Source organism: Ruegeria sp. AH7 (assembly GCF_056541325.1).
Genome location: NZ_JBQFYF010000001.1, coordinates 825,757 through 850,656, shown reverse-complemented (window position 1 = coordinate 850,656; position 24,900 = coordinate 825,757). Strand labels below are relative to the sequence as shown.

At 57.7% G+C, this 24,900-nt stretch carries 21 protein-coding genes and 3 tRNA genes; 13 read left to right on the top strand and 11 right to left on the bottom strand.

Translation table 11 applies throughout. The features are described 5' to 3' along the window. The first annotated feature begins 40 nt into the window (after positions 1 to 40). The 3 genes from tgt to lon all read left to right on the top strand — a co-directional run bounded on the left by tgt (position 41) and on the right by lon (position 4,304). Complete coding sequence (tgt, locus tag ACR0JX_RS04330) at positions 41 to 1,171, top strand: tRNA guanosine(34) transglycosylase Tgt (protein WP_480541677.1); 1,131 nt, start codon at positions 41 to 43, stop codon at positions 1,169 to 1,171. Positions 1,172 to 1,263: 92 nt separating this feature from the next. Further along, positions 1,264 to 1,671, top strand: coding sequence for a DUF6636 domain-containing protein (locus ACR0JX_RS04325; protein ID WP_480541675.1), 408 nt, complete (start codon positions 1,264 to 1,266; stop codon positions 1,669 to 1,671). Between the two features lie 224 nt (positions 1,672 to 1,895). Further along, a complete protein-coding gene (gene lon / locus ACR0JX_RS04320) occupies positions 1,896 to 4,304 on the top strand; it encodes an endopeptidase La (protein ID WP_480541673.1) in 2,409 nt (802 codons plus the stop codon). A 114-nt stretch (positions 4,305 to 4,418) separates the two neighbouring features. Here lon and ACR0JX_RS04315 read toward each other — a convergent pair. Continuing rightward, positions 4,419 to 4,493, bottom strand: a tRNA-Val gene (locus ACR0JX_RS04315). Between the two features lie 202 nt (positions 4,494 to 4,695). On the opposite strand from ACR0JX_RS04315, the gene ACR0JX_RS04310 reads away from it, so the two are divergent. The 3 genes from ACR0JX_RS04310 to uvrA all read left to right on the top strand — a co-directional run bounded on the left by ACR0JX_RS04310 (position 4,696) and on the right by uvrA (position 7,935). Then, positions 4,696 to 4,772 (top strand) — tRNA-Asp (locus ACR0JX_RS04310). A gap of 52 nt (positions 4,773 to 4,824) precedes the next feature. Then, positions 4,825 to 4,901, top strand: a tRNA-Asp gene (locus ACR0JX_RS04305). A 175-nt stretch (positions 4,902 to 5,076) separates the two neighbouring features. Further along, a complete protein-coding gene (gene uvrA / locus ACR0JX_RS04300; RefSeq protein WP_480541671.1) occupies positions 5,077 to 7,935 on the top strand; it encodes an excinuclease ABC subunit UvrA in 2,859 nt (952 codons plus the stop codon). A gap of 79 nt (positions 7,936 to 8,014) precedes the next feature. Here the strand turns inward: uvrA and mmsB are convergent, their stop codons facing one another. From mmsB to ACR0JX_RS04280, 4 genes are all read right to left on the bottom strand, one after another. Further along, positions 8,015 to 8,887 carry a 3-hydroxyisobutyrate dehydrogenase gene (gene mmsB, locus ACR0JX_RS04295; RefSeq protein ID WP_480541669.1) on the bottom strand — a complete coding sequence of 291 codons (873 nt, stop codon included), beginning with the start codon at positions 8,885 to 8,887 and terminating at the stop codon, positions 8,015 to 8,017. Positions 8,888 to 8,890: 3 nt separating this feature from the next. After that, entirely contained in the window at positions 8,891 to 9,931 is a 1,041-nt protein-coding gene (locus ACR0JX_RS04290; protein WP_480541667.1) for an enoyl-CoA hydratase/isomerase family protein, read from the bottom strand. A gap of 7 nt (positions 9,932 to 9,938) precedes the next feature. Next, positions 9,939 to 11,081 carry an acyl-CoA dehydrogenase family protein gene (locus tag ACR0JX_RS04285; protein WP_480541665.1) on the bottom strand — a complete coding sequence of 381 codons (1,143 nt, stop codon included), beginning with the start codon at positions 11,079 to 11,081 and terminating at the stop codon, positions 9,939 to 9,941. A 114-nt stretch (positions 11,082 to 11,195) separates the two neighbouring features. Further along, positions 11,196 to 12,311, bottom strand: a complete 1,116-nt coding sequence (locus ACR0JX_RS04280) for a carboxylate-amine ligase (RefSeq protein ID WP_480541663.1) — start codon at positions 12,309 to 12,311, stop codon at positions 11,196 to 11,198. 140 nt (positions 12,312 to 12,451) lie between these two features. Here ACR0JX_RS04280 and ACR0JX_RS04275 point away from each other — a divergent pair, with 140 nt between their 5' ends. Both ACR0JX_RS04275 and ACR0JX_RS04270 read left to right on the top strand, forming a co-directional pair. After that, positions 12,452 to 13,303 (top strand): class I SAM-dependent methyltransferase, encoded by an 852-nt coding sequence (locus ACR0JX_RS04275; protein WP_480541661.1) that lies wholly within the window; start codon positions 12,452 to 12,454, stop codon positions 13,301 to 13,303. A gap of 71 nt (positions 13,304 to 13,374) precedes the next feature. Then, entirely contained in the window at positions 13,375 to 13,851 is a 477-nt protein-coding gene (locus ACR0JX_RS04270; RefSeq protein ID WP_480541659.1) for a fasciclin domain-containing protein, read from the top strand. Positions 13,852 to 13,919: 68 nt separating this feature from the next. Here ACR0JX_RS04270 and ACR0JX_RS04265 read toward each other — a convergent pair whose 3' ends face one another. Both ACR0JX_RS04265 and ACR0JX_RS04260 read right to left on the bottom strand, forming a co-directional pair. After that, positions 13,920 to 14,504: a L,D-transpeptidase gene (locus ACR0JX_RS04265; RefSeq protein ID WP_480541763.1), complete on the bottom strand. Its 585-nt coding sequence runs from the start codon at positions 14,502 to 14,504 to the stop codon at positions 13,920 to 13,922. 210 nt (positions 14,505 to 14,714) lie between these two features. Beyond that, a complete protein-coding gene (locus ACR0JX_RS04260) occupies positions 14,715 to 16,214 on the bottom strand; it encodes a CoA-acylating methylmalonate-semialdehyde dehydrogenase (protein WP_170536963.1) in 1,500 nt (499 codons plus the stop codon). 103 nt (positions 16,215 to 16,317) lie between these two features. On the opposite strand from ACR0JX_RS04260, the gene ACR0JX_RS04255 reads away from it, so the two are divergent. From ACR0JX_RS04255 to coaD, 3 genes are all read left to right on the top strand, one after another. Beyond that, complete coding sequence (locus ACR0JX_RS04255) at positions 16,318 to 17,220, top strand: LysR family transcriptional regulator (RefSeq protein WP_480541656.1); 903 nt, start codon at positions 16,318 to 16,320, stop codon at positions 17,218 to 17,220. Between the two features lie 61 nt (positions 17,221 to 17,281). Further along, positions 17,282 to 17,719: a CBS domain-containing protein gene (locus ACR0JX_RS04250; protein ID WP_353007339.1), complete on the top strand. Its 438-nt coding sequence runs from the start codon at positions 17,282 to 17,284 to the stop codon at positions 17,717 to 17,719. Between the two features lie 82 nt (positions 17,720 to 17,801). Further along, complete coding sequence (gene coaD, locus ACR0JX_RS04245; protein ID WP_170536957.1) at positions 17,802 to 18,293, top strand: pantetheine-phosphate adenylyltransferase; 492 nt, start codon at positions 17,802 to 17,804, stop codon at positions 18,291 to 18,293. Here coaD and gap (ACR0JX_RS04240) read toward each other — a convergent pair. The 3 genes from gap (ACR0JX_RS04240) to gap (ACR0JX_RS04230) all read right to left on the bottom strand — a co-directional run bounded on the left by gap (ACR0JX_RS04240) (position 18,285) and on the right by gap (ACR0JX_RS04230) (position 20,596). Continuing rightward, on the bottom strand, positions 18,285 to 19,289 hold the full coding sequence (gene gap / locus ACR0JX_RS04240; RefSeq protein ID WP_480541653.1) for a type I glyceraldehyde-3-phosphate dehydrogenase: 1,005 nt from the start codon (positions 19,287 to 19,289) through the stop codon (positions 18,285 to 18,287). The two genes, coaD and gap (ACR0JX_RS04240), sit on opposite strands and share 9 nt — an antisense overlap. A gap of 89 nt (positions 19,290 to 19,378) precedes the next feature. Continuing rightward, the gene (locus ACR0JX_RS04235; RefSeq protein WP_480498130.1) at positions 19,379 to 19,522 is read right to left on the bottom strand and encodes a hypothetical protein; all 144 of its coding nucleotides are present in this window, start codon (positions 19,520 to 19,522) and stop codon (positions 19,379 to 19,381) included. A gap of 72 nt (positions 19,523 to 19,594) precedes the next feature. Next, positions 19,595 to 20,596 (bottom strand): type I glyceraldehyde-3-phosphate dehydrogenase, encoded by a 1,002-nt coding sequence (gene gap, locus ACR0JX_RS04230; RefSeq protein ID WP_480541651.1) that lies wholly within the window; start codon positions 20,594 to 20,596, stop codon positions 19,595 to 19,597. Positions 20,597 to 20,779: 183 nt separating this feature from the next. Between gap (ACR0JX_RS04230) and ACR0JX_RS04225 the strand changes: the two genes are divergently transcribed. Both ACR0JX_RS04225 and ACR0JX_RS04220 read left to right on the top strand, forming a co-directional pair. After that, positions 20,780 to 21,751 carry a DUF808 domain-containing protein gene (locus ACR0JX_RS04225; RefSeq protein WP_480541649.1) on the top strand — a complete coding sequence of 324 codons (972 nt, stop codon included), beginning with the start codon at positions 20,780 to 20,782 and terminating at the stop codon, positions 21,749 to 21,751. Between the two features lie 86 nt (positions 21,752 to 21,837). After that, on the top strand, positions 21,838 to 22,638 hold the full coding sequence (locus tag ACR0JX_RS04220) for a thioesterase family protein (RefSeq protein WP_480541647.1): 801 nt from the start codon (positions 21,838 to 21,840) through the stop codon (positions 22,636 to 22,638). A 49-nt stretch (positions 22,639 to 22,687) separates the two neighbouring features. Here ACR0JX_RS04220 and tkt read toward each other — a convergent pair whose 3' ends face one another. Further along, positions 22,688 to 24,709, bottom strand: a complete 2,022-nt coding sequence (gene tkt / locus ACR0JX_RS04215) for a transketolase (RefSeq protein ID WP_480541645.1) — start codon at positions 24,707 to 24,709, stop codon at positions 22,688 to 22,690. Positions 24,710 to 24,900: the final 191 nt, after the last annotated feature.

Genomic DNA, 24,900 nt, shown 5'->3' with positions numbered 1-24,900 from the left:
CGGGCAAAGCCTGCCCGGTTCCGCGATCTGAGATGATGATATGACCCAGCCGTTTTCATTTGACCTCAAAGCCACCGATGGCAAGGCCCGCACAGGTGTTATCAACACGCCCCGTGGTGAGGTGCGCACGCCAGCGTTTATGCCGGTCGGAACGGCGGCGACGGTCAAGGCGATGATGCCGGAAAGCGTGCGCGCAACCGGGGCGGATATCCTGCTGGGAAACACCTATCACCTGATGCTGCGTCCCACAGCTGAACGGATCGACCGGCTGGGTGGCCTGCACAAGTTCATGAACTGGGACCGGCCCATTCTGACGGATTCGGGTGGGTTTCAGGTCATGTCTCTGGCCGGGCTGCGTAAGCTGACCGAAAAGGGCGTGACTTTTAAATCTCATGTAGACGGGTCCAAGCATGAGTTGACGCCGGAACGGTCTATGGAGATCCAGCGCCTGCTGGGCTCGGATATTGTGATGTGCTTCGACGAATGCCCGTCGCTGCCTGCTGATCGGGAACGGATCGCCGAGTCAATGCGCCTGTCGATGCGGTGGGCCGAGCGGTCTCGGGATGCGTTTGGTGACCGTCCGGGCCATGCCTTGTTTGGGATTATGCAAGGCGGTTTGGAACAGGATCTGCGCGAAGAAAGCGCCGAGGCGCTGAAAGCCATTGGGTTCGAAGGCTATGCCATCGGCGGTCTGGCCGTGGGTGAGGGGCAGGAAGCGATGTTCGACTGCCTCAACTACGCGCCCGACTTTCTGCCCACGGACAAGCCGCGCTATCTGATGGGCGTGGGCAAACCCGACGATATAGTTGGCGCGGTTGCGCGCGGCGTCGACATGATGGACTGCGTATTGCCATCGCGCTCCGGGCGCACGGGCCAGGCGTTTACAAGGCGTGGTGTCGTCAACATCAAAAACGCCCGCCACGCTGATGATCCGCGCCCGCTGGACGAGGAATGCTCGTGCCCGGCCTGTTCGAACTATTCGCGCGCTTATTTGCATCATGTGTTCCGGTCGAATGAGATGATTTCGGGCATGCTGCTGACTTGGCACAATTTGCATTACTTCCAGGACATCATGCAGGGCATGCGGGATGCGATCGCTGCCGGAACTTTCGACGCGTGGCAGGCTGAGTTTCATGCTACGCGCGCGCAAGGTGATATCGAGCCGCTATAGCCGTCCCGTTCGGGTGACAATAGCGTGGTTTTCAGGTAGTCTAAGACCACTTCAAGCAACGCTATTTTTAGTTCGTGACCCGGAGAGTTTTTATGTTTCGCCTTTTTCTCGGTGCAGCCGTTTTCTGCGCGACACCTGCTATTTCAGATGTCTGGACCTTTGAAACCCCATCCGAAAATATTCAATGTTCGGTGGGCGAAGGCGCTGAGTCTTCTGATATCCAGTGCACGATAATCGAAAAGTCCGGCCAGCCCGCATTGCCGCGGCCTTCGGACTGCCAATCCGACTGGGGCCATGATTTCTTGATGTTCAATACCGGCCCTGTGGAAATGCTGTGCCAGCCGCTGAATCGAAACCGCGACGGGTTTGAACGTGCGGAATATGGGGTCACGGGCCAGTTTGGTGGATTTACCTGCAGTTCCTCTCGGAAAGGTCTGGAATGCCGCAATCAGGACGGCCACGGATTTTTCCTGTCCCGTGCCGTGCAGCGTGTGTTCTGAATTTTGGCTGCGTATTTTGCATGCGTAGGGCTCTAATTTCGGTGGATATCTCGGTCGGGCGCCTTGCAGTCCGGAAAGCCTCGGGTCATGCTGAGAACTGAGACATGATGGTGAGGTTGAAATAGGGCCCATACAGCCCCACCTTTAACCATCCAAGACAGGAGACGGCCAGCGGTTGCCTCAAGCAGGGACCAGAGCCGTCTTGCCAACGATAAGGATAGAGCATGCAAGAGCCTCTGAATTCCTCATACCCCGTCCTGCCGCTGCGCGATATTGTGGTGTTCCCGCATATGATCGTGCCGCTGTTCGTGGGCCGAGACAAATCGGTCCGCGCGCTGGAAGAGGTGATGCAGGATGATAAGCAAATTCTGTTGTCCAGCCAGATCGACCCCGGTGTCGATGATCCGGAAGTGGACGGCATCTATCAGGCCGGTGTTTTGGCCAATGTGCTGCAGCTGCTGAAACTGCCCGATGGCACCGTGAAGGTGCTGGTCGAAGGGCAGGCGCGCGTGCAGATTACGGAATTCCTTGAAAACGATCAGTTTTTCGAGGCCCGTGCCGAGTATCTGACCGAAATTCCTGGCGATGTGACCACCACGCAGGCGCTGCTGCGCACTGTGGCGGATGAATTTGAGCGCTATGCAAAAGTGCGCAAGAATATCCCTGAAGAGGCCCTGACCGCAGTCGGTGAAACCACCGAGCCTGCCAAGCTTGCCGACCTTGTGTCGGGTCATCTGGGCATTGAGGTTGAACAAAAGCAAGAACTGCTGGAGACGCTCTCGGTCAGTGAGCGGCTTGAGAAGGTCTATGGTCTGATGCAGGGCGAAATGTCGGTGCTTCAGGTCGAGAAAAAGATCAAGACCCGCGTCAAATCTCAGATGGAGAAGACCCAGCGCGAGTACTATCTGAATGAGCAGATGAAGGCCATTCAGAAGGAGCTTGGCGATGGCGAGGACGGCTCTAACGAAGTTGCCGAGCTGGAAGAGAAAATCGTCGAGACCAAGCTGTCGAAAGAGGCGCGCGAAAAAGCCGAAGGCGAGCTGAAGAAGCTGCGCAACATGAGCCCGATGTCGGCTGAGGCCACCGTCGTGCGCAACTACCTGGACTGGATCCTGTCGCTGCCGTGGGGCACCAAATCCCGTGTGAAAAAGGACTTGAGCCGCGCGCAGGACATTCTGGACGCTGATCACTATGGCCTTGAAAAGGTTAAGGAGCGGATCGTTGAGTATCTGGCGGTTCAGCAGCGCTCGAAGAAGCTGAAAGGCCCGATCCTGTGCCTTGTTGGCCCTCCGGGTGTGGGTAAAACCTCGCTGGGTAAGTCCGTTGCCAAAGCCACGGGGCGCGAGTTCATTCGCATCTCGCTAGGTGGTGTGCGCGACGAATCCGAGATTCGGGGCCACCGCCGGACTTACATTGGCTCGATGCCCGGCAAGATCATTCAGGCGCTGAAAAAGGCGAAAACCACGAACCCACTGATCTTGCTCGATGAAATCGACAAGATGGGGCAGGACTTCCGTGGGGATCCGGCTTCGGCAATGCTGGAGGTGTTGGACCCGGAACAGAACAACACGTTCATGGATCACTACCTTGAGGTGGAATATGACCTGTCCAACGTGATGTTCCTGACCACGTCCAACAGCTACAACATGCCTGGGCCTCTGCTGGACCGGATGGAGATCATTCCGCTGGCTGGTTACACCGAAGAGGAAAAATCCGAGATCGCCAAGCAGCACCTGATTGGCAAGCAGGTCAAAAACCATGGTCTCAAGGCCAAAGAGTTTGAACTGACCGATGAGGCGCTGCAATCGATCATCCGCACCTACACCCGTGAGGCGGGTGTGCGGAACCTTGAACGTGAGATCGCCAAGGTTGCGCGGAAATCGCTGACCAAGATCATCAAGAAAGAGGCGGACTCGGTTACCGTGACGCCGGACAATCTGGACGATTTCTTGGGTGTGCCGAAGTTCCGCTATGGCCTGGCCGAGCAGGACGATCAGATCGGCGTTGTGACCGGTCTGGCCTGGACGTCCGTGGGCGGTGATCTGCTGCATATCGAGGCGTTGAAACTGCCCGGCAAGGGGCGGATGAAAACCACCGGTAAGCTGGGCGATGTGATGAAGGAATCCATCGACGCGGCGTCGTCTTACGTACGGTCGATCTCGCCGAAGATCGGGGTCAAGCCGCCGCAATTCGATAAGCTGGACATCCACGTCCACGTACCGGATGGGGCAACGCCCAAGGATGGCCCATCGGCGGGTCTGGCGATGGTCACGTCGATTGTCTCGGTCCTGACCGGTATTCCGGTGCGCAAGGACATCGCAATGACGGGCGAGGTCTCGCTGCGCGGGAACGCGATGCCGATCGGTGGTTTGAAGGAAAAACTGCTGGCAGCGCTGCGTGGTGGCATCAAAACGGTTCTGATCCCGGAAGAGAATGAAAAGGATCTGGCCGACATCCCAGACAATGTGAAGGACGGGCTGGAGATCATCCCGGTCAAACATGTCTCGGAGGTGCTGAAACAGGCGCTGGTGCGTGATCCTGAACCCATTGATTGGGACGAGGCCGCTGAGGAAGCAGCCGCTGCCGCTGCCAAAGCTGCGGAAAGTGCGGGTCCTGCAGCGACTGCGCACTGAGCTTTCAAGCAGAATTCAAAGAGGCGGGCCATTAGGTCCGCCTTTTTCGTTTTTTTGGAAGCGGTTTAGCGAGCAAACCCGCTGCGGGGTTTAAACAAGTCTTCAAAGGTAAGATGGTGGGTGATAAGAGATTTGAACTCCTGACATCTTCGATGTGAACGAAGCGCTCTACCACTGAGCTAATCACCCATAGCGCGTGCTGTTATCGCGTCCCAAAAGGCTGCGCAAGCCCGAGCTGCTCGGAAAACGCTGTGTGAGACACGAAAATGGGGCCTTCGATTTGGGCCGCATGGAAAAATCAGGCTTCTGTCAAAAAACTTCAAAACGCCGCTTGACGATGTCGGGGCGGGGTCATAATACACCCCAACGTTCCATCGGGAACGGGCAGTGGGCGGTTGTAGCTCAGTTGGTTAGAGTACCGGCCTGTCACGCCGGGGGTCGCGGGTTCGAGCCCCGTCAACCGCGCCATCACTGTCAGCCTTTGATCCGGGCAAACGGATCGGACATAGACCCAAAATGCGCGGTTGTAGCTCAGTTGGTTAGAGTACCGGCCTGTCACGCCGGGGGTCGCGGGTTCGAGCCCCGTCAACCGCGCCATTTTCTTTCGTATACGCAGTGTCATCAAAGCGCAGGCCGCGCCCTGCGTGTTTGCCTTGCATCCTGTCAGGATGTGTCGGCAATAATCCAAAAGTTCCGCCTTTGTTCTAACTTTTCTGTTGGAGACTCAGCGCCACTCGCCTATTTCTGAGTGACGTGTTTGTTGGGGGCCAGAATGGCTGAGCTGAAAAATATCGAGGTGCGCGGCGCGCGCGAGCATAACCTCAAGGGGATCGATGTGGATATCCCACGAGATCAGCTGGTGGTGATCACCGGCCTTTCGGGCTCGGGCAAGTCTTCGCTGGCCTTTGACACGATCTATGCCGAGGGTCAGCGCCGCTATGTCGAAAGCCTGTCCGCCTATGCACGTCAATTCCTGGACATGATGGAAAAACCGGATGTGGACCACATCAGCGGCTTGAGCCCGGCGATTTCCATCGAGCAGAAAACCACGTCGAAAAACCCGCGTTCGACTGTGGGGACCGTGACCGAGATTTACGACTATCTACGTCTGCTGTTCGCACGGGCAGGGACGCCCTATAGCCCCGCAACCGGCCTGCCAATCGAGGCTCAGCAGGTGCAGGATATGGTCGACCGGATCATGACGATGGAGGAGGGGACGCGGGGGTACCTGCTGGCCCCCATCGTGCGGGATCGGAAAGGCGAATATAAGAAAGAGTTTCTTGAACTGCGCAAGCAGGGGTTCCAGCGTGTGAAGGTCGACGGTGACTTTTACGAGCTGGACGAACCACCCACGTTGGACAAGAAATTCCGTCACGATATCGACGTGGTGGTCGACCGTCTGGTGGTCCGCAAAGGGATGGAGACCCGGCTGGCCGACAGTCTGCGAACCGCTCTGGACCTTGCGGATGGCATTGCCGTTCTGGAAACAGCTCCGCGTGAAGGTAACCCAGAGCGTATCACGTTTAGCGAAAATTTTGCCTGTCCGGTCAGTGGTTTCACCATCCCTGAGATCGAACCCCGGCTATTTTCCTTCAACGCCCCCTTCGGCGCATGCCCGGATTGTGACGGCCTGGGGGTTGAGCTGTTCTTTGACGAACGGCTGGTTGTGCCGGACCAGACATTGAAACTGTATGATGGGGCTTTGGCCCCGTGGCGGAAGGGCAAATCTCCGTACTTTCTGCAAACCATCGAGGCCATCGCGCGACACTACGAGTTCGATAAGAACACGCCGTGGAAGAACCTGCCCAAGAAGGTGCAGCAGGTGTTCCTGCGCGGCTCTGGCGATGAGGAGATCCAGTTCCGCTATGACGAAGGTGGGCGGGTCTATCAGGTCACGCGCAGTTTTGAGGGTGTGATCCCGAATATGGAACGCCGCTATCGCGAGACTGACAGCGCGTGGATCCGGGAAGAGTTTGAGCGGTACCAAAACAACCGCCCCTGTGGCTCCTGTGAAGGCTATCGCCTGCGCCCCGAAGCGCTGGCAGTGAAGATCGCCGGTCTACATGTGGGGCAAGTGGTTGAGATGTCGATCCGAGAGGCATTGGCCTGGGTTGAGGATACGCCAAACCATCTTTCCGTACAAAAGAATGAGATTGCGCGGGCTATCCTGAAGGAAATCCGCGAGCGGCTCGGATTCCTGAATAACGTTGGTTTGGAATATCTTACGCTGTCACGTTCAAGTGGCACTTTGTCTGGCGGTGAAAGCCAGCGTATCCGGTTGGCCAGCCAGATTGGCTCGGGCCTGACCGGCGTTTTGTATGTGCTGGACGAACCCTCCATTGGACTGCACCAACGGGATAACGATCGCTTGCTGGGCACGCTCAAGAACCTGCGGGATCAGGGGAATACCGTGATCGTGGTCGAGCATGATGAAGAAGCCATCCGAGAGGCGGATTATGTGTTCGACATTGGCCCTGGCGCCGGTGTGCATGGTGGGCAGGTTGTCAGCAAAGGCACCCCAGGTGAGATTGCAGCCGATGCGGCCTCGGTCACCGGGCAGTATCTGGCCGGAACGCGCGAAATCGCAGTGCCTGCCGAACGCCGAAAGGGTAACGGAAAAAAGGTCTCGGTTGTCAAGGCGACGGGCAACAACCTCAAGAATGTGACCGCTGATTTTCCACTGGGGAAGTTTGTTTGTGTCACGGGCGTATCGGGTGGAGGCAAGTCCACGCTGACCATTGAGACGCTGTTCAAAACCGCCTCGATGCGGTTGAACGGTGCGCGACAAACCCCGGCCCCCTGCGAGACGATCAAAGGGTTGGAGCATCTGGACAAGGTCATCGATATCGACCAGCGACCGATTGGGCGCACCCCGCGGTCGAATCCAGCGACGTATACCGGGGCCTTCACTCCGATCCGCGACTGGTTCGCGGGATTGCCCGAGGCCAAAGCGCGCGGCTACAAGCCGGGACGGTTCAGCTTCAACGTCAAAGGGGGGCGGTGTGAGGCCTGCCAAGGCGACGGCGTTATCAAGATCGAGATGCACTTTTTGCCAGACGTCTATGTCACCTGCGAAACCTGCAAAGGTGCGCGGTACAATCGCGAGACGCTGGAGATCAAATTCAAAGGCAAGTCCATTGCTGATGTGCTGGATATGACGGTCGAAGACGCGCAGGAGTTCTTCAAGGCCGTGCCCTCGATCCGCGACAAAATGGATGCTCTGGCGCGCGTTGGGTTAGGCTATATCAAAGTTGGTCAGCAGGCCACGACACTGTCCGGGGGCGAAGCGCAACGTGTCAAACTGTCGAAAGAGCTGTCGAAACGCTCAACTGGGCGGACGCTATATATTCTGGATGAACCGACGACAGGTCTGCATTTCGAAGATGTGCGTAAGCTTTTGGAAGTGCTGCATGAATTGGTCGATCAGGGAAACACCGTGGTTGTGATCGAACACAATCTGGACGTTGTGAAAACCGCAGACCACATCATTGATATCGGCCCGGAAGGAGGCGATGGAGGTGGTGAGATCGTGGCGACTGGAACACCGGAAGAGGTGGCTGAGGTCGAGCGCAGCCACACAGGGCGCTATCTCAAACCACTGCTTTCCGGCACACGTGTCGCGGCTGAATAGGCTGCGACACGGGGTTTTGCGAGGCTCCGCCTCGCGCTCCGGGATATTTATAGCCAGATGAATGAAGGATCCTTGCGCCTTATTCTCGACTACGTTTCTCAAATCTGGGCAGCATGGCCGAGAAATCCTGACCCAAGCCCCCTTCGGCTTCGACGAACTGCTGATAGAGCGCGGTTGCAGCTTGGCCCATCGGGGTGTCTGCGTCCGCGCTTTCCGCGGCTTGCTGGCTGAGGCGCAGGTCTTTCAGCATCAACTCGGCGGCAAAGCCCGGTTGATAGTCGTTGTCTGCAGGGCTGGTCGGGCCAACGCCGGGGGCGGGGCAATAGGCGTTCATCGTCCAGCTGTAGCCGGAGGAGGTGCTCACCACGTCGAACATCTTTTGACGGTCGAGCCCCAATTTGTCAGCCAGGGCAAAGGCTTCGCAAGTGGCGATCATGGTGACGCCGAGGATCATGTTGTTGCAGATCTTGGCCGCTTGTCCAGCTCCGGCCTCACCGCAATGCACAGCCTTTTGCCCCATAATGTCGAAGAGCGGCGCGGCCTTGGCAAAGGCGTCTTCAGACCCTCCGGCCATGAAGGTCAATGTGCCCGCAGAGGCGCCACCGATCCCGCCCGAAACGGGCGCGTCGACCGATAGCAAGCCAGCGGCATTGGCTTGATCAGCCACGGCGCGCGCGCTGTCGACATCGACAGTGGAGCAGTCAACCAGCGCTGCGCCAGATTGCATATGAGGGATGATCTGGTCTGCGACAACTCGGAGAATGGCGCCGTTGGGCAACATCGTTATGACAGCATCGGCTCCAGACACGGCTTCGGCGGCGCTTTCAACCTTTGCCACGCCATCCACACTGACCCCAGCGGTGTCGAACCCCCGCACCTGATGGCCTGCTTTGGCTAGATTGGCCGCCATGGGCGCGCCCATATTGCCCAGCCCGATGAACCCGATTTGCATGACTTATTCCTCCTCGAATGTCAGGGCGTCCTTGCCCAGGGGCTGCAACATTTTTGAAACCGCGACCGCAGGCACGATCATATCGGCGTATTGCCAGCGCGGACTACGGTCCTTGTCGATGATCTGCGCCCGGATGCCTTCCAGAAAATCACCATGCTGCATGGCGCGGAAGGTGAAACGGTATTCCATCTCCAGCGCGCGGCGCATTGTCAAAGAACTCCCGCGCAGGCGGTGTAGAATCTCAACTGTGCAAGCCGTTGAAAGCGGCGCGTTGCGTTCCAGTTTGGCCAGTGTCTTTGCCGCGAACTCTGAATCACTTCCGCGCAGATTGGTGAGGATATCGCCAAGTGTTTCACCGCCGAAACTATCATCGATTTCGGATTGCAGATTGACAAGGTCACCCGTGGGCGGAGCCACAGCGTGCTCGGCGATCAATTCGGTATTGCCAGACGCCTCAAGCATTTCGATCAGATCGGGCCACTGATCCTGTGGGATGAAGTGATCGGCAAACCCAGCAAGGATCGCATCGGCCGCGCCCATGCGGTGGCCTGTGGTGCCCAGGAATTCTCCCAACCGGCCGGGAGCGAGGGCCAGCATGAGGGTTCCGCCAACGTCCGGAACCAACCCGATGGAACATTCTGGCATCGCAATCTGCGAGCTTTCGCCGACAACCCGGTGGCTGCCATGGCAGCCAATGCCGACGCCGCCACCCATGGTGAACCCTTGCAGGAAGCTGACGACAGGCTTGGGATATTCAAAGATTAGTGCGTTCAGCCGGTATTCGTCGCGCCAAAACGTCTGGCCATAGGTGAAATTGCCCTGCGTTCCTGTCTGATAAAGTTCGGCAATGTCCCCGCCCGAGCAAAAGGCTTTGTCACCCTCGGCATCGAAAATGATCAGATCGACCGCGTCATCCTCACGCCAGTTGCGTAGGGCAGTATCAATGGCCATGCACATGTCATAGGTCATGGCGTTCAGCGCTTTAGGGCGGGTCAAGGTGATACGCCCGGCGCGCCCGGTTGTGCGGATGTCGATGTCAGACATGAACCCTTTAGCCTTGTGCAATCATCTGGCGCGCAACGATCACGCGCATGATCTCGTTCGTGCCTTCCAATATCTGATGCACGCGCAAATCACGTACAAGCTTTTCGATGCCATAGTCGGCCAGATAGCCGTAGCCGCCATGAAGCTGCAGACATTGATCCACGACCTTCGAGCCGGTCTCGGTCACGAATTTCTTGGCCATGGCGCAGAACTTGGTTGCATCGGGCGCACCCTGATCCAGTTTCCAGGCGGCTTGACGCAGGAAAGTGCGGGCAGCTTGCAGTTCAATCTCCATATCCGCAAGGCGGAATTGCAGGGCCTGGAACTGGTCGATGGATTGGCCGAAGGCTTTGCGCTCGGACATGTATTGTAGTGTCATGTCCAGCCCGGCTTGTGCGGCACCCAGCGAACAGGAGGCAATATTTAGACGACCGCCATCCAAACCCATCATGGCATATTTGAACCCGTCGCCTTCGACCCCGACAAGATTGCCCGAAGGGATTTTGCAGTCGTCGAACTGAACCTGCGCAGTGGGCTGGCTTTTCCAACCCATCTTCTGTTCTAGCGCGCCAAAGCTGAGGCCCGGTGTGCCATCCTCGACATAGACAGTTGAGATACCCTTGGGGCCGTCCTGACCGGTACGCACCATGCAGACATAGGCGTCCGAATACCCTCCACCGGAGATGAAGGCCTTGGAGCCGTTCAGCGTGTAGCCCTCGTTGGTGCGTTCTGCGCGGGTCTTCAGTGCAGCTGCGTCCGAGCCGGAGCCCGGTTCGGTCAGGCAGTAGCTGAGGACTGTGCTCAGGCTCAGGACCTCGGGCATGATGCGGGATTTCAATTCGTCGCCGGCAAAGCTGTCCAGCATTTTGGCGCACATATTGTGGATCGAGAGGAACGCAGCAACCGAGGGGCAGGCCATAGACAAAGCCTCGAACACCAGCGTGGCGTCCAATCGCGTCAGGCCCGAGCCGCCGCTATCCTCGGACACATATAGCGCACCAAACCCGAGCTCGCCGATCTGGGGCCACAGCTCTTTTGGGATGGTGCCGTCACTTTCCCATTGCCGTGCGAATGGGGCGATGTTTTCCTGCCCAAACCCATAGGCCATATCGAAAATCGCGGTCTGTTCCTCGGTCAGCCCGAAATCCATTGCGTGCCCTCCCGTCGGCAAAGAATTGAACGATTGTTTATTTCTCAATCGTTACAGAAATTTTTCAAGGACGGCAATTGCAGGCGGCGCGCGTTTTTCAGTCCTGGTGCGAAGTCAAAGATCCGCGTGGAATTCCTCGATCAGATGCCGCACTACCGCCTGGCCGGGGTCCTCTCCCTTGGCGATAGCCTCAGCATGGGCGCGGCGCTGGCGGGTGGCCGAGGTTCCGGTTTCGGCGATCTGGCGCAAGCGGGCAAGTTCGGTCATGGTGCCCAAGGCCTCGGCATCCTCAGCCAGCATGCCCATCAGTTCGCCTATGAGTTCGGCCATGGGTTTGACCGAACGATCTCCAAAATCAATCAAGCCTTCGCCGACCCCATAGCGTTGCGCGCGCCAACGGTTTTCGCCGATTAGAAAGCGATCATATTGGCGCCAGCGCAGGTTTCGCGCTTTTAGGCGGCACAGCATCCGGGTTAGTGCTTGGACCAAAGCGGCCAAAGACAAGGTGTGTTCCAGTCGCGGTTGCACATCCATAATGCGCGTTTCAAGCGTGGGAAACCGATGGGAGGGGCGCAAGTCCCACCAGATTTTCGAGGTGTCTTCGATGACGCCAAGCTCAACCAGAACTCCGGTTGTCCGCTCATATTCCGACCAGCCGCTGAAATCCGGCGGCAGGCCGGTGCGGGGCAGGTTGTCAAAGACGGTCAGCCGGTACGAGGACAAACCGGTATCTTCGCCATTCCAGAATGGCGACGAGGTTGAAAGCGCCAGAAGATGTGGCAGGAAATAACACAGCTGAGGCATTAGATCGGCCCGCAATGCCTGATCCTCGACCCCGACATGCACGTGCATCCCGCAGATCAGCATGCGCCGCGCCACGCCGCCCAGTGCGTGCTGAAGGGCATCATAGCGCTCTTTCCGCGTGTGATGCTGGTCTTTCCAATTGGCGAAAGGATGACAGGAAACGGCGATTGGGCTGAGATTGTAATGCGCCGCGTGTTTCGAAACACAGCTGCGCAAGCGCTTGAGATCCTCACGCGCGCTTTTGATCGTGCTATGAGGTCGGGTTCCTACTTCGATCTGGCATTGCAGGAATTCTGGGCTAACCTGACCTTCGAAATCGGTCTGGCAGGCCTCCATCAGGGCGGCGGGTGCCTCGGTCAGTTGCAGGCTGTCGCGGTCGACCAGCAGATACTCTTCTTCGATGCCCAGCGTGAAATCCTGCTGCATGGGCGGACCTCTCTTTATCGTGTTGATCCAGTGAATACGGAAATTGGCCTTTTGCCAAGGGTTTGGCGTTCTGCCGCTTGCAGAGGTCGGTCCTGCACAGGTAAGGAGCGGTAACTGCCCCTCAGACCGGAGCCCGCCGCGTGAAACCCAGAAAATTCCCCCGGATCAATGCCGCGTTGGACCGTTTTGGCGTCACGCTGATCGACAAGGTCACTGAGCGGGAGGAGCGTGCGCGGCTCGAAACCTTTGAGCGGGCAGGGGGCCTGACCCGTCCGGCCTATGCCTTATCGCCGGGAATGGAGACGTTTGATATTGAGCCGCTTAAACAGGAATTTGCGCAGCATCGGGAGGCTTTGGCCGCGCTGAAAGACTCCGCGCGCAACACAACCGGCTATCGCGTCGGCAATGGCTATTACGACAGTCCGGATGCAGATGCTTTGTATCTGATGATCCGTCGGTTCCAGCCAAATCGGGTGATCGAGGTCGGGTGCGGGAACTCAACCCGTGTGACGCGGCAAGCGATCATCGATGGCGGTTTGGACACAACGATAACGGCCATTGATCCGTATCCTCGTGCCGATATCGCTCATGTGGTTGATGCGTTCGAACAAAAACGGCTGGAGGATGTGGACCCGGCGCTGTTCGACCAGCTTGAGGCAGGCGATGTCCTGTTTATCGATTCCAGCCATGTCGTGCGGATGTCCAACGACGTGGCGCACCTGTTCTGCCGGATCATTCCTGCGCTGAAACCCGGTGTTGTGATCCATGTGCACGATGTTTTTTTGCCCTATGAGTATCCCAAGCGCTTCTTCTATGATTGTCCGGGCTGGGGCGAGCAGTACATGCTGCACGCAATGCTGCAATCAGGCGCGTTTTCAATGCTTTGGCCGGGGTACTACCTGCAAAAGGATCGCCCCGGTGCGGTCGAGGCTCTGCCGTTTCTGGCCGATGGGCGCGCGCAGAGTATCTGGGTTCAGATCAAGGAACAGTGATCGCAAAGTGATCCGGGTTAGAATAAGGCCCGTACCCCTTTCCATAACAAGCTGGAGAGGAGAAGACAGCCATGTTTCGTCGTACGTTTATGGGCGCTGCCGCCGCAATCGCACTTGCCATGCCGCTAAAGGCCCAGGCCGCTGATATTGTCGACACCGCCGTTTCGGCCGGATCATTCAGCACTTTGGTTGCAGCCGTACAAGCCGCAGGGTTGGTCGATACGCTGAAGGGGGATGGCCCGTTCACAGTGTTCGCACCAACCGATGAAGCATTCGCTGCGCTACCCGAGGGCACCGTTGAAAGCCTGCTGCTGCCCGAAAACAAGGATCAACTCGTCGCGATCCTGACCTATCACGTTGTACCGGCCAAAGTTATGTCGGGCGACATCGCAGGGAAGCGCGCGAAGGTTCTGACCGTGCAGGGCGACCGCCTAAGTGTGAATGCCAGAAACGGCGTCAAGGTCAATGGCGCCGAGGTTATCCAGGCAGATATTGAGGCCAGCAATGGTGTGATTCACGTCATCGACGAAGTGATTCTGCCGGAATAATCGCCGCCACTCACGAAAAAGCCCCGGTCCTGCTGGCCGGGGCTTTGCTGTTTGTTGGGTGTCGCGTTTCAGACTAAACGCACCTGTGTGCCGACCTGCACCAGCGGATATAGTTCTTCAACATGCTGGTTATAGAGGCCGATGCAGCCGGACGAGCTCTGACGTCCGATTTTGCGCGTATCATGCGTGCCGTGTACCAGATAGGCAGGCCAGCCCAGATACATCGCGCGGGTGCCCAGCGGGTTACCGGGATCACCGCCATCCATCCGCACAGGCAGCGAAGGATCACGTTCCCGCATTGATGCGGTCGGGGTCCAGCTGGGGTTTTCGGCCTTGCGCACAACTTTGGTATAACCGCGTTTTGTCAGTTCTTCGCTCATCGGAACGGAACTTGGGTAGAGCTTATAGGTCCCGTCAGGCCCCCAGTAATGTACAGCGCGGCTGGTGATATCCGCCAGCAAGCATCCGGATCCCAATTCGTCAAAGTGATCCTGCCAGTTCTGCTGTGAGAACGAGGATACATTGCGGCGCACCGGGGGTTGCGTGCTGATCGGGTCTTCGGCCTGCGGAAAAGCATCCAGGCTTTGGGCGCGCAGCAAAGCGGGTGTCGCCAGTACGGACGCTGCACCCAACAGGGCAGAGCGGCGGGTCATACGGGAATTAGACAATTCGGCCTCCGAATATTCAAACTGCTTGATCAACAAATCGCGAGTAAGATATTTCCGCAGGGCTTTAAATTCCAGTCCAAGCGATCTGAATTTATCGTGAGGGCACAGGACTATCTCGAAGTCTCGGCGAGTCTTTGCACAAAAAAACCGGCCCTGATGGGGCCGGTTTTCGTTTCCGGGTTAAACTCTAGGAGGTTAATCCATGGCCTTAAAGTTGAACTCGCCACCTTCTTTGATGCCCGACGGCCAGCGTGCGGTCACGGTTTTGGTGCGAGTGTAGAACTTGAAGCTGTCCGGGCCGTGCTGGTTCAAGTCACCGAACATGGATTTCTTCCAGCCGCCGAAGGTGTGATAAGCCAGCGGAACAGGGATTGGCACGTTGATGCCAACCATGCCGATGTTGATCCGGCTGGCAAAATCACGGGCAGTGTCACCGTCGCGGGTGAAGATCGCGGTTCCATTGCCGTATTCATGATCCATGGCCAGGCCGATCGCCTCTTCGTAGGAACCTGCGCGGACAGTCGACAGAACCGGTCCAAAGATTTCCTGTTTGTAGATGTCCATGTCGGGCGTCACGTGATCAAACAGGTGCGGACCGACAAAGAAGCCATCTTCATAGCCCTGCAAGCTGAAATCACGATTGTCGACAACCAGCTTGGCGCCTTGTTCAACACCCGAGTTGATCAGACCAAGGATACGCTGTTTCGCGGCGCCTGTTACAACAGGGCCCATATCGACGTCGTCGCCTGCGGTGTAGGGGCCAACTTTCAGCTTTTCGACACGCGGGATCAGCTTTTCGATCAGGCGATCCGCGGTTTCTTCACCAACAGGGACGGCGACCGAGATTGCCATGCAGCGTTCGCCCGCCGCGCCGAAGCCTGCACCGACCAGCGCATCGGCGGCTTGGTCCAGATCCGCATCGGGCATGACGATCATGTGGTTCTTGGCACCACCGAAGCACTGCGCGCGTTTGCCGTTGGCCGTTGCGCGGCTGTAGATGTACTGCGCGATCGGGGTTGAGCCGACAAAGCTGACACCCTGAATGATCTCACTGTCGAGGATGGTATCGACGGCTTCCTTGTCGCCGTTGACCACCTGGAACACACCTGCGGGCAAGCCAGCCTCGATGAACAGTTCGGCCAGCATCAGGGGCACCGAGGGGTCACGCTCGGACGGTTTCAGAACCACGGCGTTGCCGCAAGCCAGCGCCGGACCCACATGCCACAGAGGCATCATCGCCGGGAAGTTGAATGGCATGATTGAGCCGACAACGCCCAACGGCTGTCGCATCGAATACATATCGATACCAGGACCCGCGCTGTCGGTGAACTCACCTTTCAGCATCTGCGGCGCGCCGATGCAGTATTCGATCACTTCCAGACCACGCTGCAGGTCACCCTTGGCGTCCGGGATTGTTTTGCCGTGCTCACGGCTGAGCGCTTCGGCCAGCTTGTCCATGTCGCGGTTCATCAGGCCGACCATGGCCATCATGACACGCGCGCGTTTCTGCGGGTTTGTCGCACCCCACGCGGGTTGCGCTGCGGCGGCGGCCTCGATCGCGGCAGTTGTTTCGGCTGCACTGGCCATGGGGCATTTATACTGAACTTCGCCGGTTGCGGGGTTGAAGACATCGTCAAACCGGCCCGAGGTGCCGGCGACTTGCGCGCCATTCAGGAAATGGGTCAGGTCTTGCATCGAAAACTCCTCTGAATCTGTTGCGCGCAGAATAGGCTTGCAGAAATCACCTGAACAGAGGCAATGTTTCAAAAGGGCTTTGCAAAAATGCAAAAGGTAGATCATGAACCCAAACTGGGATGATATGAGGATTTTTCTGGCCGTTGCGCGCGAGGAAAGCCTGTCTTCGGCGGGCCGCATCCTAAAGATCGATCCCGCAACGGTCGGTCGCCGCATTGCACGGCTCGAGGCCAATCTGGACGCGCCATTATTTACCAAATCTCAGCAAGGCTACATGCTCGCGACCGCAGGGGAACGTTTGCTGGATCATGCACAACAGGCCGAAGAGGCGATGCGTGCAGCCACAGGGGCTGTGGTCGGATCCTCCAAATCACTCAGCGGGCAAATTCGGATCGGGGCGCCGGATGGATCGGCCAATTATCTTTTGCCGCAAGTCTGTGCAAAGATCAGCGACGCGAACCCTGATCTGGATATTCAAATCCTCGCCTTGCCCCGGATCATCAACTTGTCTAGGCGCGAGGCGGATATGGCTGTCACAGTCAGCGCGCCGACAGCTGGGAAATTGCTGGTTCAGAAAATCTGTGACTACCAGCTGCACATGGTAGCCACGCAGGACTATTTGGATCGTCACAACGCGATCCGCTCGGTCGCTGATCTGCAGGGGCATCGGCTGATCGGGTATATCCCAGACATGATCTTTGACCGGGAACTTGACTATCTGAATGACATAGGCATCGACCGCGTCGCGCTTGCCTCGAACTCGGTTTCTGTTCAGTTGCGGCAAGTGTCTCTGGGAACCGGCGTCTGCGTCGCGCATGATTTTACACTGCCGTTCCATCCGGGCCTGCGTCAAATCCTGACGGATCAGGTGAGTTTGACACGCAGTTTCCATCTGGTTCGACATCAGGGCGATCAGCGGAATGAGCGGTTAAACCGTTTTGCCGAGGCCCTAACCCAGGGTATTCGGGAAGAGGTCGCCCGGCTGGAAGCTGCCACTGTAACTTGACAGGGTGCCCTAATCGCGCAACGCTTTGGAAAACAGTACGTTATTGCCGGAGGTTTTTTTCATGCTCGTTCAAGCCATTCTGAAATCCAAAGCCACCGAGGGTGTTGTGACGGTCAAGCCTTCGGCGACCGTTTCGGAAGCATCGAAAATACTCGCGGAGAAGCGGATCGGTACAGTTATCGTTTCCGACGATGGGGGGCAGACGGCCAAGGGTATTCTGTCAGAGCGTGATGTCGTCCGCGAACTGGCCGCCAGCGGCAGCGGATGCCTGAACGAACCCGTCAGTTCGTACATGACGAAGGAACTGGTGACGACCACGCGACAAGCGACGGTGCAAGACATCATGTCCCGTATGACCGAAGGCCGCTTTCGCCACATGCCGGTTGTCGAGGATGGCAAACTGATCGGGATCGTCACGCTGGGCGACGTGGTCAAGGCACAGCTTGCAGAACTGGCCATGGAGAAAGACGCCCTGCAAGGGATGATCATGGGTCACTAACGGGAGAGGGGTGTTCAACCCCTTGCACCTGCGGCAAAGTTATGTTTGCTAGCGCAGAAATATTGTTGCGCGGGAGAGCCTGATGCGGGTTGGATTATATCCTGGAACTTTTGATCCGATAACCTTGGGTCATATCGATATCATCCGCCGGGCCGCTGCGCTGGTGGACAAGCTGGTGATCGGCGTTGCGATCAACCGCGACAAAGGGCCGTTGTTCACGCTGGAAGAACGTGTTGCGATGATCGAGGCGGAATGCGCTCAACTGACCCAGCAGACGGGGACAGAGATTGTCGCGCATCCGTTCGAGAACCTGCTGATCGATTGTGCCCGTGACGTTGGTGCTCAGATCATCGTGCGCGGACTGCGCGCTGTGGCGGATTTCGAGTATGAATTCCAGATGGTCGGAATGAATCGCGCTTTGGATGATACGATTGAAACCGTCTTCTTGATGGCCGAAGCACGGCACCAAGCGATTGCCTCAAAACTGGTCAAGGAAATCGCACGGCTAAACGGGGACGTGTCGAAATTCGTCACGCCCCGCGTGAATGATGCGTTGAAAGGCCGTTTAGGATAGCGCGCCCATGGCGGCAGCGGTATCCAGCATCCGGTTCGAAAAGCCCCATTCATTGTCGTACCAGGCGAGCACGCGCACCAAAGTGCCGTCCGTCACCTTGGTTTCATCCAGCGACACGGTCGAGCTGTGGGGATCGTGGTTGAAATCGATCGAGACCAGCGGGCGGGACTCTGCAGCCAGAACACCGGGGATTTTTGCGGCGGCTTCCGTGAACAGGGCGTTCACCTCATCTTCGGTGGTTGGGCGCGACACTTCAGCCACCAAATCAACGACCGAGACATTGGGGGTAGGCACACGGATCGCCTGACCGGTCAGTTTACCTGCGAGCTGCGGCAGAACCAGCCCCACGGCCGACGCCGCCCCGGTGGTAGTTGGGATCATGGACAGGGCAGCAGCACGCGACAGGTATGGGTCCTTGCCGGCGTTGTCATGTACTGGCTGGCTGGCCGTGTAGGCATGAACCGTCGTCATGTTCCCATGCACAATGCCCAGCCCTGCATCCAGCGCCGCAGCGACCGGAGACAGGCAGTTGGTGGTGCACGAGGCGTTCGAGACGATCGTGTCCGCTGCCGTCAACTCGTGATCGTTCACGCCGAAGACGACGGTTTTGACACCGCCATCACCGCGTGCGGGGGCCGAAATAAGTACTTTCTTCGATCCGTTTTTCAGGTGACGTTCTGCCGCCTCACGGGTACGGAAAACCCCAGTGCATTCCAGAACCACGTCGACGTCGGACCATTCCAGCGCTTCAGGATCGCGCTCACTGGTCAGGCGGATCGGACCTGCGCCAACATCCAGGCCTGCTTCGGTTAGCGTGACTTTGTTTGGATAGCGGCCATGCACACTGTCGAATTCGAACATATGCGCGTTCATTTCGGGTTTTCCCAGATCGTTGATTGCGACGATCTGCACATCTGTTCGGCCTGTTTCCATCAAGGCCCGCAGAACACCGCGCCCGATCCGTCCAAAGCCGTTGATTGCCAGTTTGAGTGTCATGTCACGCTCCGTTCGTCAGCTGGCCCCGATATGAGGCTTGGTTAGCGCTAACAATGGCAGATTGGCGCGAATGTCAAGCAAAACCTAGATCAACGCCAGAAGGCGAGCCAGTCCAGAAACGCGTAAAGCTTTTTGCTTAGAAACACCAAATGTTCCGGGCCGAACAGTGCATAGTCCAGAATCACCGCGCCAAGGATCAGAAGCCCAAGCCATATAGCGAGTTGATTTGTCATTCTTTCCCCGAACGAAAAAGGCCCGCCCAGATAACCTGAGCAGGCCCGAAGGTACAAGCGATGTGCAAAGGGTCAGTTAAGACGACCCATTGCAACCGCCACATCGGCCATGCGCACGGAAAAGCCCCATTCGTTGTCATACCAGGCCAGCACACGCACCATGCGGTTGTCGACCACACGAGTTTGATCCGGTGCAAAAATTGAGCTTTCTTCGGTATGGTTGAAATCGGTCGAAACCAGCGGAGCGGGCTCAAAGCCCAGAACGCGTTGCATCGGGCCTTTGGCGGCTTCTTCGACGATGGCGTTGACCTCTTCGACAGTGACATCGCGCGAGGCGCGGAAGCTCAGATCTACCGCCGAGACATTCGGAGTAGGCACGCGGATCGCCGAGCCATCAAGACGGCCCCTCAGATTGGGGAGAACTTCCCCCAAAGCTGCAGCGGCACCGGTCGAGGTCGGGATCATCGACATGGCGGCCGCACGCGCGCGGTACAGGTCGCTGTGGCGGCGGTCCAGCGTCGGCTGGTCGCCTGTATAAGCGTGGATCGTGGTCATGATGCCATGTTCGATGCCAACACCTTCGTCCAGCACCTTGGCAAGCGGAGCAAGGCAGTTGGTGGTGCAAGAGCCGTTCGAGACCATGTTGTCATTGGCGGTCAGAGTGTTGTGGTTCACGCCGAACACGATGGTCTTGTTGACGTTCTTGCCGGGCGCAGACAACAGAACCTTTTGTGCGCCACGTTCAAGATGCGTTTTTGCTTTGGTGCCATCGTTGAACTTGCCGGTGCATTCCAGAACGACATCGCAGCCTTCCCAGTCCAGCTCGTTCATGTCGTAGGTCGAGAACATGTGCATCGGGCCGCGACCCAGATCCATGGTGTTGCCCTCGATTGAGACGTCGCGGGGAAAACGACCGTGGATACTGTCATATTTCAGCAAATGCGCCGAGGTTTCCAACGGGCCGGTGGCGTTGACTTTGATAACCTCGATATCATTGCGCCCAGAGGCGGCGATATGCGACAGGGTACAGCGACCGATACGGCCAAAACCATTAATCCCGACCTTGATGGTCATAACATGTCTCCAGAATGCGCTTGCGTTGTTGGCCATATAGCGGTGAAACCTGAGTCTCAAAAGGGCAAAAATGGCATATTTTGAAGGTGTTAGCGCAAACCTGGTCCGATTGCGCTAACGCTTGCGCTAGCTGTTGGATCAGGTAGGGTCCGAAACGCGACAGGTGACAGGAAAGGAAGCGCGATGAGCGGTCTGTTGGCCCTTTTGGACGATGTGGCGGGGATCGCCAAAGTTGCGGCTGCTTCGGTTGACGATGTTGTCGCCGCTGCGGGCAAGGCTGGGGCCAAGACGGCGGGTGTGATCATCGACGATGCGGCGGTAACCCCGAAATACGTTCAGGGTTTTGCGCCAGCGCGCGAGTTGCCGATCATCTGGCGCATTGCTCGGGGGTCCTTTTTTAACAAGCTGATCCTGTTGCTGCCCGTTGCATTGTTGTTGGCCAACTTTGCACCATGGCTGATTACGCCGTTGCTGATGATCGGCGGCTCATACTTATGTTTCGAAGGGGCCGAGAAGATATTCCATGTGCTGTTTCCCCATGGCAGCCACGTCATCGACGAGGATATGAAAAACCGCGATCCGGGACATTTGGAAGAACAAAAGGTCAAAGGCGCGATCAAGACGGATTTCATCCTGTCCGCCGAGATCATGACCATTGCACTGGCCGCGATCGAAGCCCCAAACCTGTGGATGCAGGCGGCAACCCTGGCCGTTGTTGGGATCGGGGTGACCGTGGCCGTCTATGGTTCGGTCGCGCTGATCGTGAAGATGGACGATGTGGGGCTGTTCCTGGCTGGCAACGCGCCCACGCCGATTGGGCGTGGTATCGGTCGCGGATTGGTGAAGGCGATGCCTGTTGTGATGAAGCTGCTCTCGATCATCGGCACCGCCGCCATGCTTTGGGTCGGTGGGTCGATCGTGATTCACGGGCTTGAAGTGTTGGGCTATGGCTGGCTGGGTCACCATATCCACGATTGGGCCTATGCGCTGGGGCATATGGCATCCGAGCAATGGGTCGGAGCAATCGAGTGGATTTCCAAAGCAACAATGGATGGCATTTTCGGTCTGGTCTATGGGCTGGCGCTGATCCCGGTGGCAACCAGGGTCGTTGCGCCGTTGATGGGGATGGTTTCAGGATCAAGCAAACAGCACTGAAAATCCTGTTTGTGACGTTGGGTCGTTGTGGCCGCACGCCGAACGGCAGTTAGGCTGTGACCTGAAACACAAGAACTGGAACTCAAATGTCGTCTCATACGCTAACCGAGGTTCTAGAAAGCCGAACGCCGCAGGGCGATGGCCTAAGCTATCCCGTGCCATTCAATTGGATGCAGGGCCGGACTACTTTCGGAGGATTCTCTTCTGCGCTTATGCTGGATGCGGTTCGCGCGCAGCATAAGGATTTGCCGCCCTTGCGCTCGGCTTTGGTGAATTTCACCGCACCGATTGGGACTTCGCCAATCATCGGCACTGAGGTGTTGCGGCAGGGGCGGAATGTGACCATCATCAATGCCCGCGCTCAGATCGACGGGAAAGTCGCCGCTATGGCGACGTTCTCCTTTGGTCATCCTCAGGATAGCCATGTCGCGTTTGACCGCCCGGCTAAACCTGCGGAAGAACCTGAAGACACGGGGCCTTATTTCCCGCCAGATTTGCCCAGACCTCCTATCCCGTTCCTTCAAAACTTCGATGTCCGGCTGGTTGAAGGCGCATTGCCGTTCTCGGGTGCTGAGAAAGGATATCTGCGTCTTTGGGCGCGACACAATGATCCGCGCATGTGGGATCGGATGGAAGGGTTAATTTCGGTTGCCGATCTGCCGCCACCTGCAATCTATCCAACGCTAAAGAAACCGGGTCCAAACTCGTCAATGAATTGGATTTTCAATGTGTTGGACGAGGATATTCAAACGCGTGACGGGTGGTTCTTGCTGGAGCATCAACTGACCGCCGGGCGCGATGGCTACAGCTCACAGGTCATGCGGGTCTGGAACACCGAGGGTGATCTGCTGGTCGACGGAATGCAGTCTGTGATTATCTTCGTCTAACAAAAAAGCCCCGGTGCGGACCGGGGCTTTTGACGTTTTCAGGCAGGGATCAGCCCAGCAGGTCTTTGACCTTCGCAACTGTCGCCTCGGCCGTGATGCCGAAATGCTTGTACAACTCACCCGCAGGGGCCGATGCGCCAAAGCTGGACATGCCAATGAAGCCCGCCTTGGCTTCGCGGCCACGTTCGCCCAGCAGCCAGCGATCCCAGCCACCGGCACGTACGGCGGCTTCGATACCGACGCGGACGGCACCGGCAGGTAGAACCCGTTTGCGGTAGGCTTCGTCCTGTTCAGCGAACAGCTCCATACAGGGCATGGAGACGACGCGTGTGCCAATGCCGTCGGCCTCAAGCATTGCTTTGGCTTCCATCGCTAGCGAAACCTCGGACCCGGTGGCGATCAGAATGGCCTGACGTTTGTCTTCGGCTTCGGCCAGAACGTAAGCGCCTTGGGCGGTCAGGTTCTTGGCTTTGTGATCCTTGCGCACGGTCGGCACGCCCTGACGGGTCAGCGACAGGACAGAAGGGCTGTCCTTGAAGGTCAGCGCCAGTTCCCAGGCTTCAGCGGTCTCAACGGTGTCGGCGGGGCGGAACACATAGGTGTTCGGCGTCGCGCGGCTGATCGCCAGATGCTCGACCGGCTGGTGGGTCGGGCCGTCTTCACCCAGACCGATCGAGTCATGGGTCATCACGAAAACCGACGGGATTTTCATGAGCGCGGCCAGACGCATGGACGGGCGAGCATAGTCGGTGAAGGCCATGAAGGTACCGCCATAGGGCCGGATGCCACCGTGTAGCGCCATACCGTTCATCGCAGCGGCCATGCCGTGCTCACGGATACCGTAGTGGATGTAGCGACCCTTGCGGTTTTCCGGCAGGAACACACCCATATCAGCCGATTTGGTGTTGTTCGAACCGGTCAGGTCAGCCGAGCCGCCCACGGTCTCGGTCATGATCGGGTTCACAACGTTCAGAACCTTTTCGGACGAGGCGCGGGTGGCCAGCTTGGGCTGATCCTCGGACATCTGTTTTTTGAATGAACGGATGGCACCGGCCAGTTTCTTGGGGGCCTCAAACGCGTAGGCGCGGTTGAATTCTGCCTGCTTGCGCTCGGACAGTTGCGCGAAACGCTCTTCCCAGGCGGCGCGCTCGGAGGCCCCACGGGCACCGATGGCTTCCCAGGCAGATTTCACATTGGCCGGGATTTCGAACGCATCATGCGGCCAGTCATAGGCTGCCTTGGCCGCCTTGAGCTGATCTTGATCCGTCAGCGCGCCGTGACCTTTGGAGGTATCCTGCGCCGCGTGACCCAGCGCGATATGGCTTTCGCACGCGATCATCGTCGGCTTTTTCGACGTTTTGGCCTTGGTGATGGCCGCGTCAATCGCCTCGGGGTCGTGCCCGTCAATCTCGATCACCTGCCAGCCCGAAGCGGCAAAGCGTTTCACCTGATCGGTGCGGTCGGCGATATCGACTGTGCCGTCGATGGTGATGTTGTTGTTGTCCCAAAAGACGATCAGCTTGCCCAGTTCGTGGCGACCGGCCAGAGTGATCGCCTCTTGGCTGACGCCTTCCATCAGGCAGCCGTCGCCTGCGATGACATAGGTATAGTGATCGACGACCTTCTTGCCGTAGTGGGCGCGCTGGATTTCCTCGGCAATGGCAAAACCCACAGCGTTCGAAATGCCCTGACCCAGCGGGCCGGTGGTGGTTTCGACACCGTTGATCAGAAAGTTTTCCGGGTGGCCCGCAGTTTTGGCACCCAACTGGCGGAAATTCTTGATCTCATCCAATGTCACATCCGCGTGGCCGGTGAGATAGAGCAGCGAATATACCAGCATTGAGCCGTGACCGGCGGACAGGATGAACCGGTCGCGGTCGGGCCAGCCGGGGTTTGCGGCGTCGAATTTCAGGTGCTTTTCGAACAGTACGGTCGCAACATCGGCCATGCCCATCGGCATACCGGAATGGCCGGAATTTGCGGCGGCGACGGCATCAAGGGTCAGGGTGCGGATGGCCGCAGCTTTGTCCCAGTGTTCGGGGTTGGCATTGCGCAGCGCAGTCAGGTCCACGGGCGTTGTTCCTTCGGATTACAAGCAGATTGCGCGCTCAATAACATCCACCCCTCAAAGTGCAAGCAGAACTGGGTTTTGCACAAGGTTTATGCTTCAACAGCGCGGTCCAAGTTGTTGAAACCAAACAGTGGGTATTTTCCGTCGCATTCCGTTAGACTAGGCGCAGGCGGGGGGTGAAGTTGATTCGG

Excerpts from the sequence above, each read along its gene's own strand:
- ACR0JX_RS04220 (WP_480541647.1), top strand. The coding sequence starts at position 21,838 with ATGTCGTCTCATACGCTAACCGAGGTTCTAGAAAGCCGAACGCCGCAG.
- ACR0JX_RS04270 (WP_480541659.1), top strand. The coding sequence starts at position 13,375 with ATGTTTCGTCGTACGTTTATGGGCGCTGCCGCCGCAATCGCACTTGCC.
- ACR0JX_RS04325 (WP_480541675.1), top strand. The coding sequence starts at position 1,264 with ATGTTTCGCCTTTTTCTCGGTGCAGCCGTTTTCTGCGCGACACCTGCT.
- gap (WP_480541651.1), bottom strand. The coding sequence starts at position 20,596 with ATGACCATCAAGGTCGGGATTAATGGTTTTGGCCGTATCGGTCGCTGT.
- ACR0JX_RS04250 (WP_353007339.1), top strand. The coding sequence starts at position 17,282 with ATGCTCGTTCAAGCCATTCTGAAATCCAAAGCCACCGAGGGTGTTGTG.
- lon (WP_480541673.1), top strand. The coding sequence starts at position 1,896 with ATGCAAGAGCCTCTGAATTCCTCATACCCCGTCCTGCCGCTGCGCGAT.
- tgt (WP_480541677.1), top strand. The coding sequence starts at position 41 with ATGACCCAGCCGTTTTCATTTGACCTCAAAGCCACCGATGGCAAGGCC.
- ACR0JX_RS04265 (WP_480541763.1), bottom strand. The coding sequence starts at position 14,504 with ATGACCCGCCGCTCTGCCCTGTTGGGTGCAGCGTCCGTACTGGCGACA.
- ACR0JX_RS04255 (WP_480541656.1), top strand. The coding sequence starts at position 16,318 with ATGAACCCAAACTGGGATGATATGAGGATTTTTCTGGCCGTTGCGCGC.
- coaD (WP_170536957.1), top strand. The coding sequence starts at position 17,802 with ATGCGGGTTGGATTATATCCTGGAACTTTTGATCCGATAACCTTGGGT.
- ACR0JX_RS04280 (WP_480541663.1), bottom strand. The coding sequence starts at position 12,311 with ATGCAGCAGGATTTCACGCTGGGCATCGAAGAAGAGTATCTGCTGGTC.
- ACR0JX_RS04235 (WP_480498130.1), bottom strand. The coding sequence starts at position 19,522 with ATGACAAATCAACTCGCTATATGGCTTGGGCTTCTGATCCTTGGCGCG.
- ACR0JX_RS04225 (WP_480541649.1), top strand. The coding sequence starts at position 20,780 with ATGAGCGGTCTGTTGGCCCTTTTGGACGATGTGGCGGGGATCGCCAAA.
- ACR0JX_RS04290 (WP_480541667.1), bottom strand. The coding sequence starts at position 9,931 with ATGTCTGACATCGACATCCGCACAACCGGGCGCGCCGGGCGTATCACC.
- uvrA (WP_480541671.1), top strand. The coding sequence starts at position 5,077 with ATGGCTGAGCTGAAAAATATCGAGGTGCGCGGCGCGCGCGAGCATAAC.
- mmsB (WP_480541669.1), bottom strand. The coding sequence starts at position 8,887 with ATGCAAATCGGGTTCATCGGGCTGGGCAATATGGGCGCGCCCATGGCG.
- ACR0JX_RS04285 (WP_480541665.1), bottom strand. The coding sequence starts at position 11,081 with ATGGATTTCGGGCTGACCGAGGAACAGACCGCGATTTTCGATATGGCC.
- ACR0JX_RS04260 (WP_170536963.1), bottom strand. The coding sequence starts at position 16,214 with ATGCAAGACCTGACCCATTTCCTGAATGGCGCGCAAGTCGCCGGCACC.
- gap (WP_480541653.1), bottom strand. The coding sequence starts at position 19,289 with ATGACACTCAAACTGGCAATCAACGGCTTTGGACGGATCGGGCGCGGT.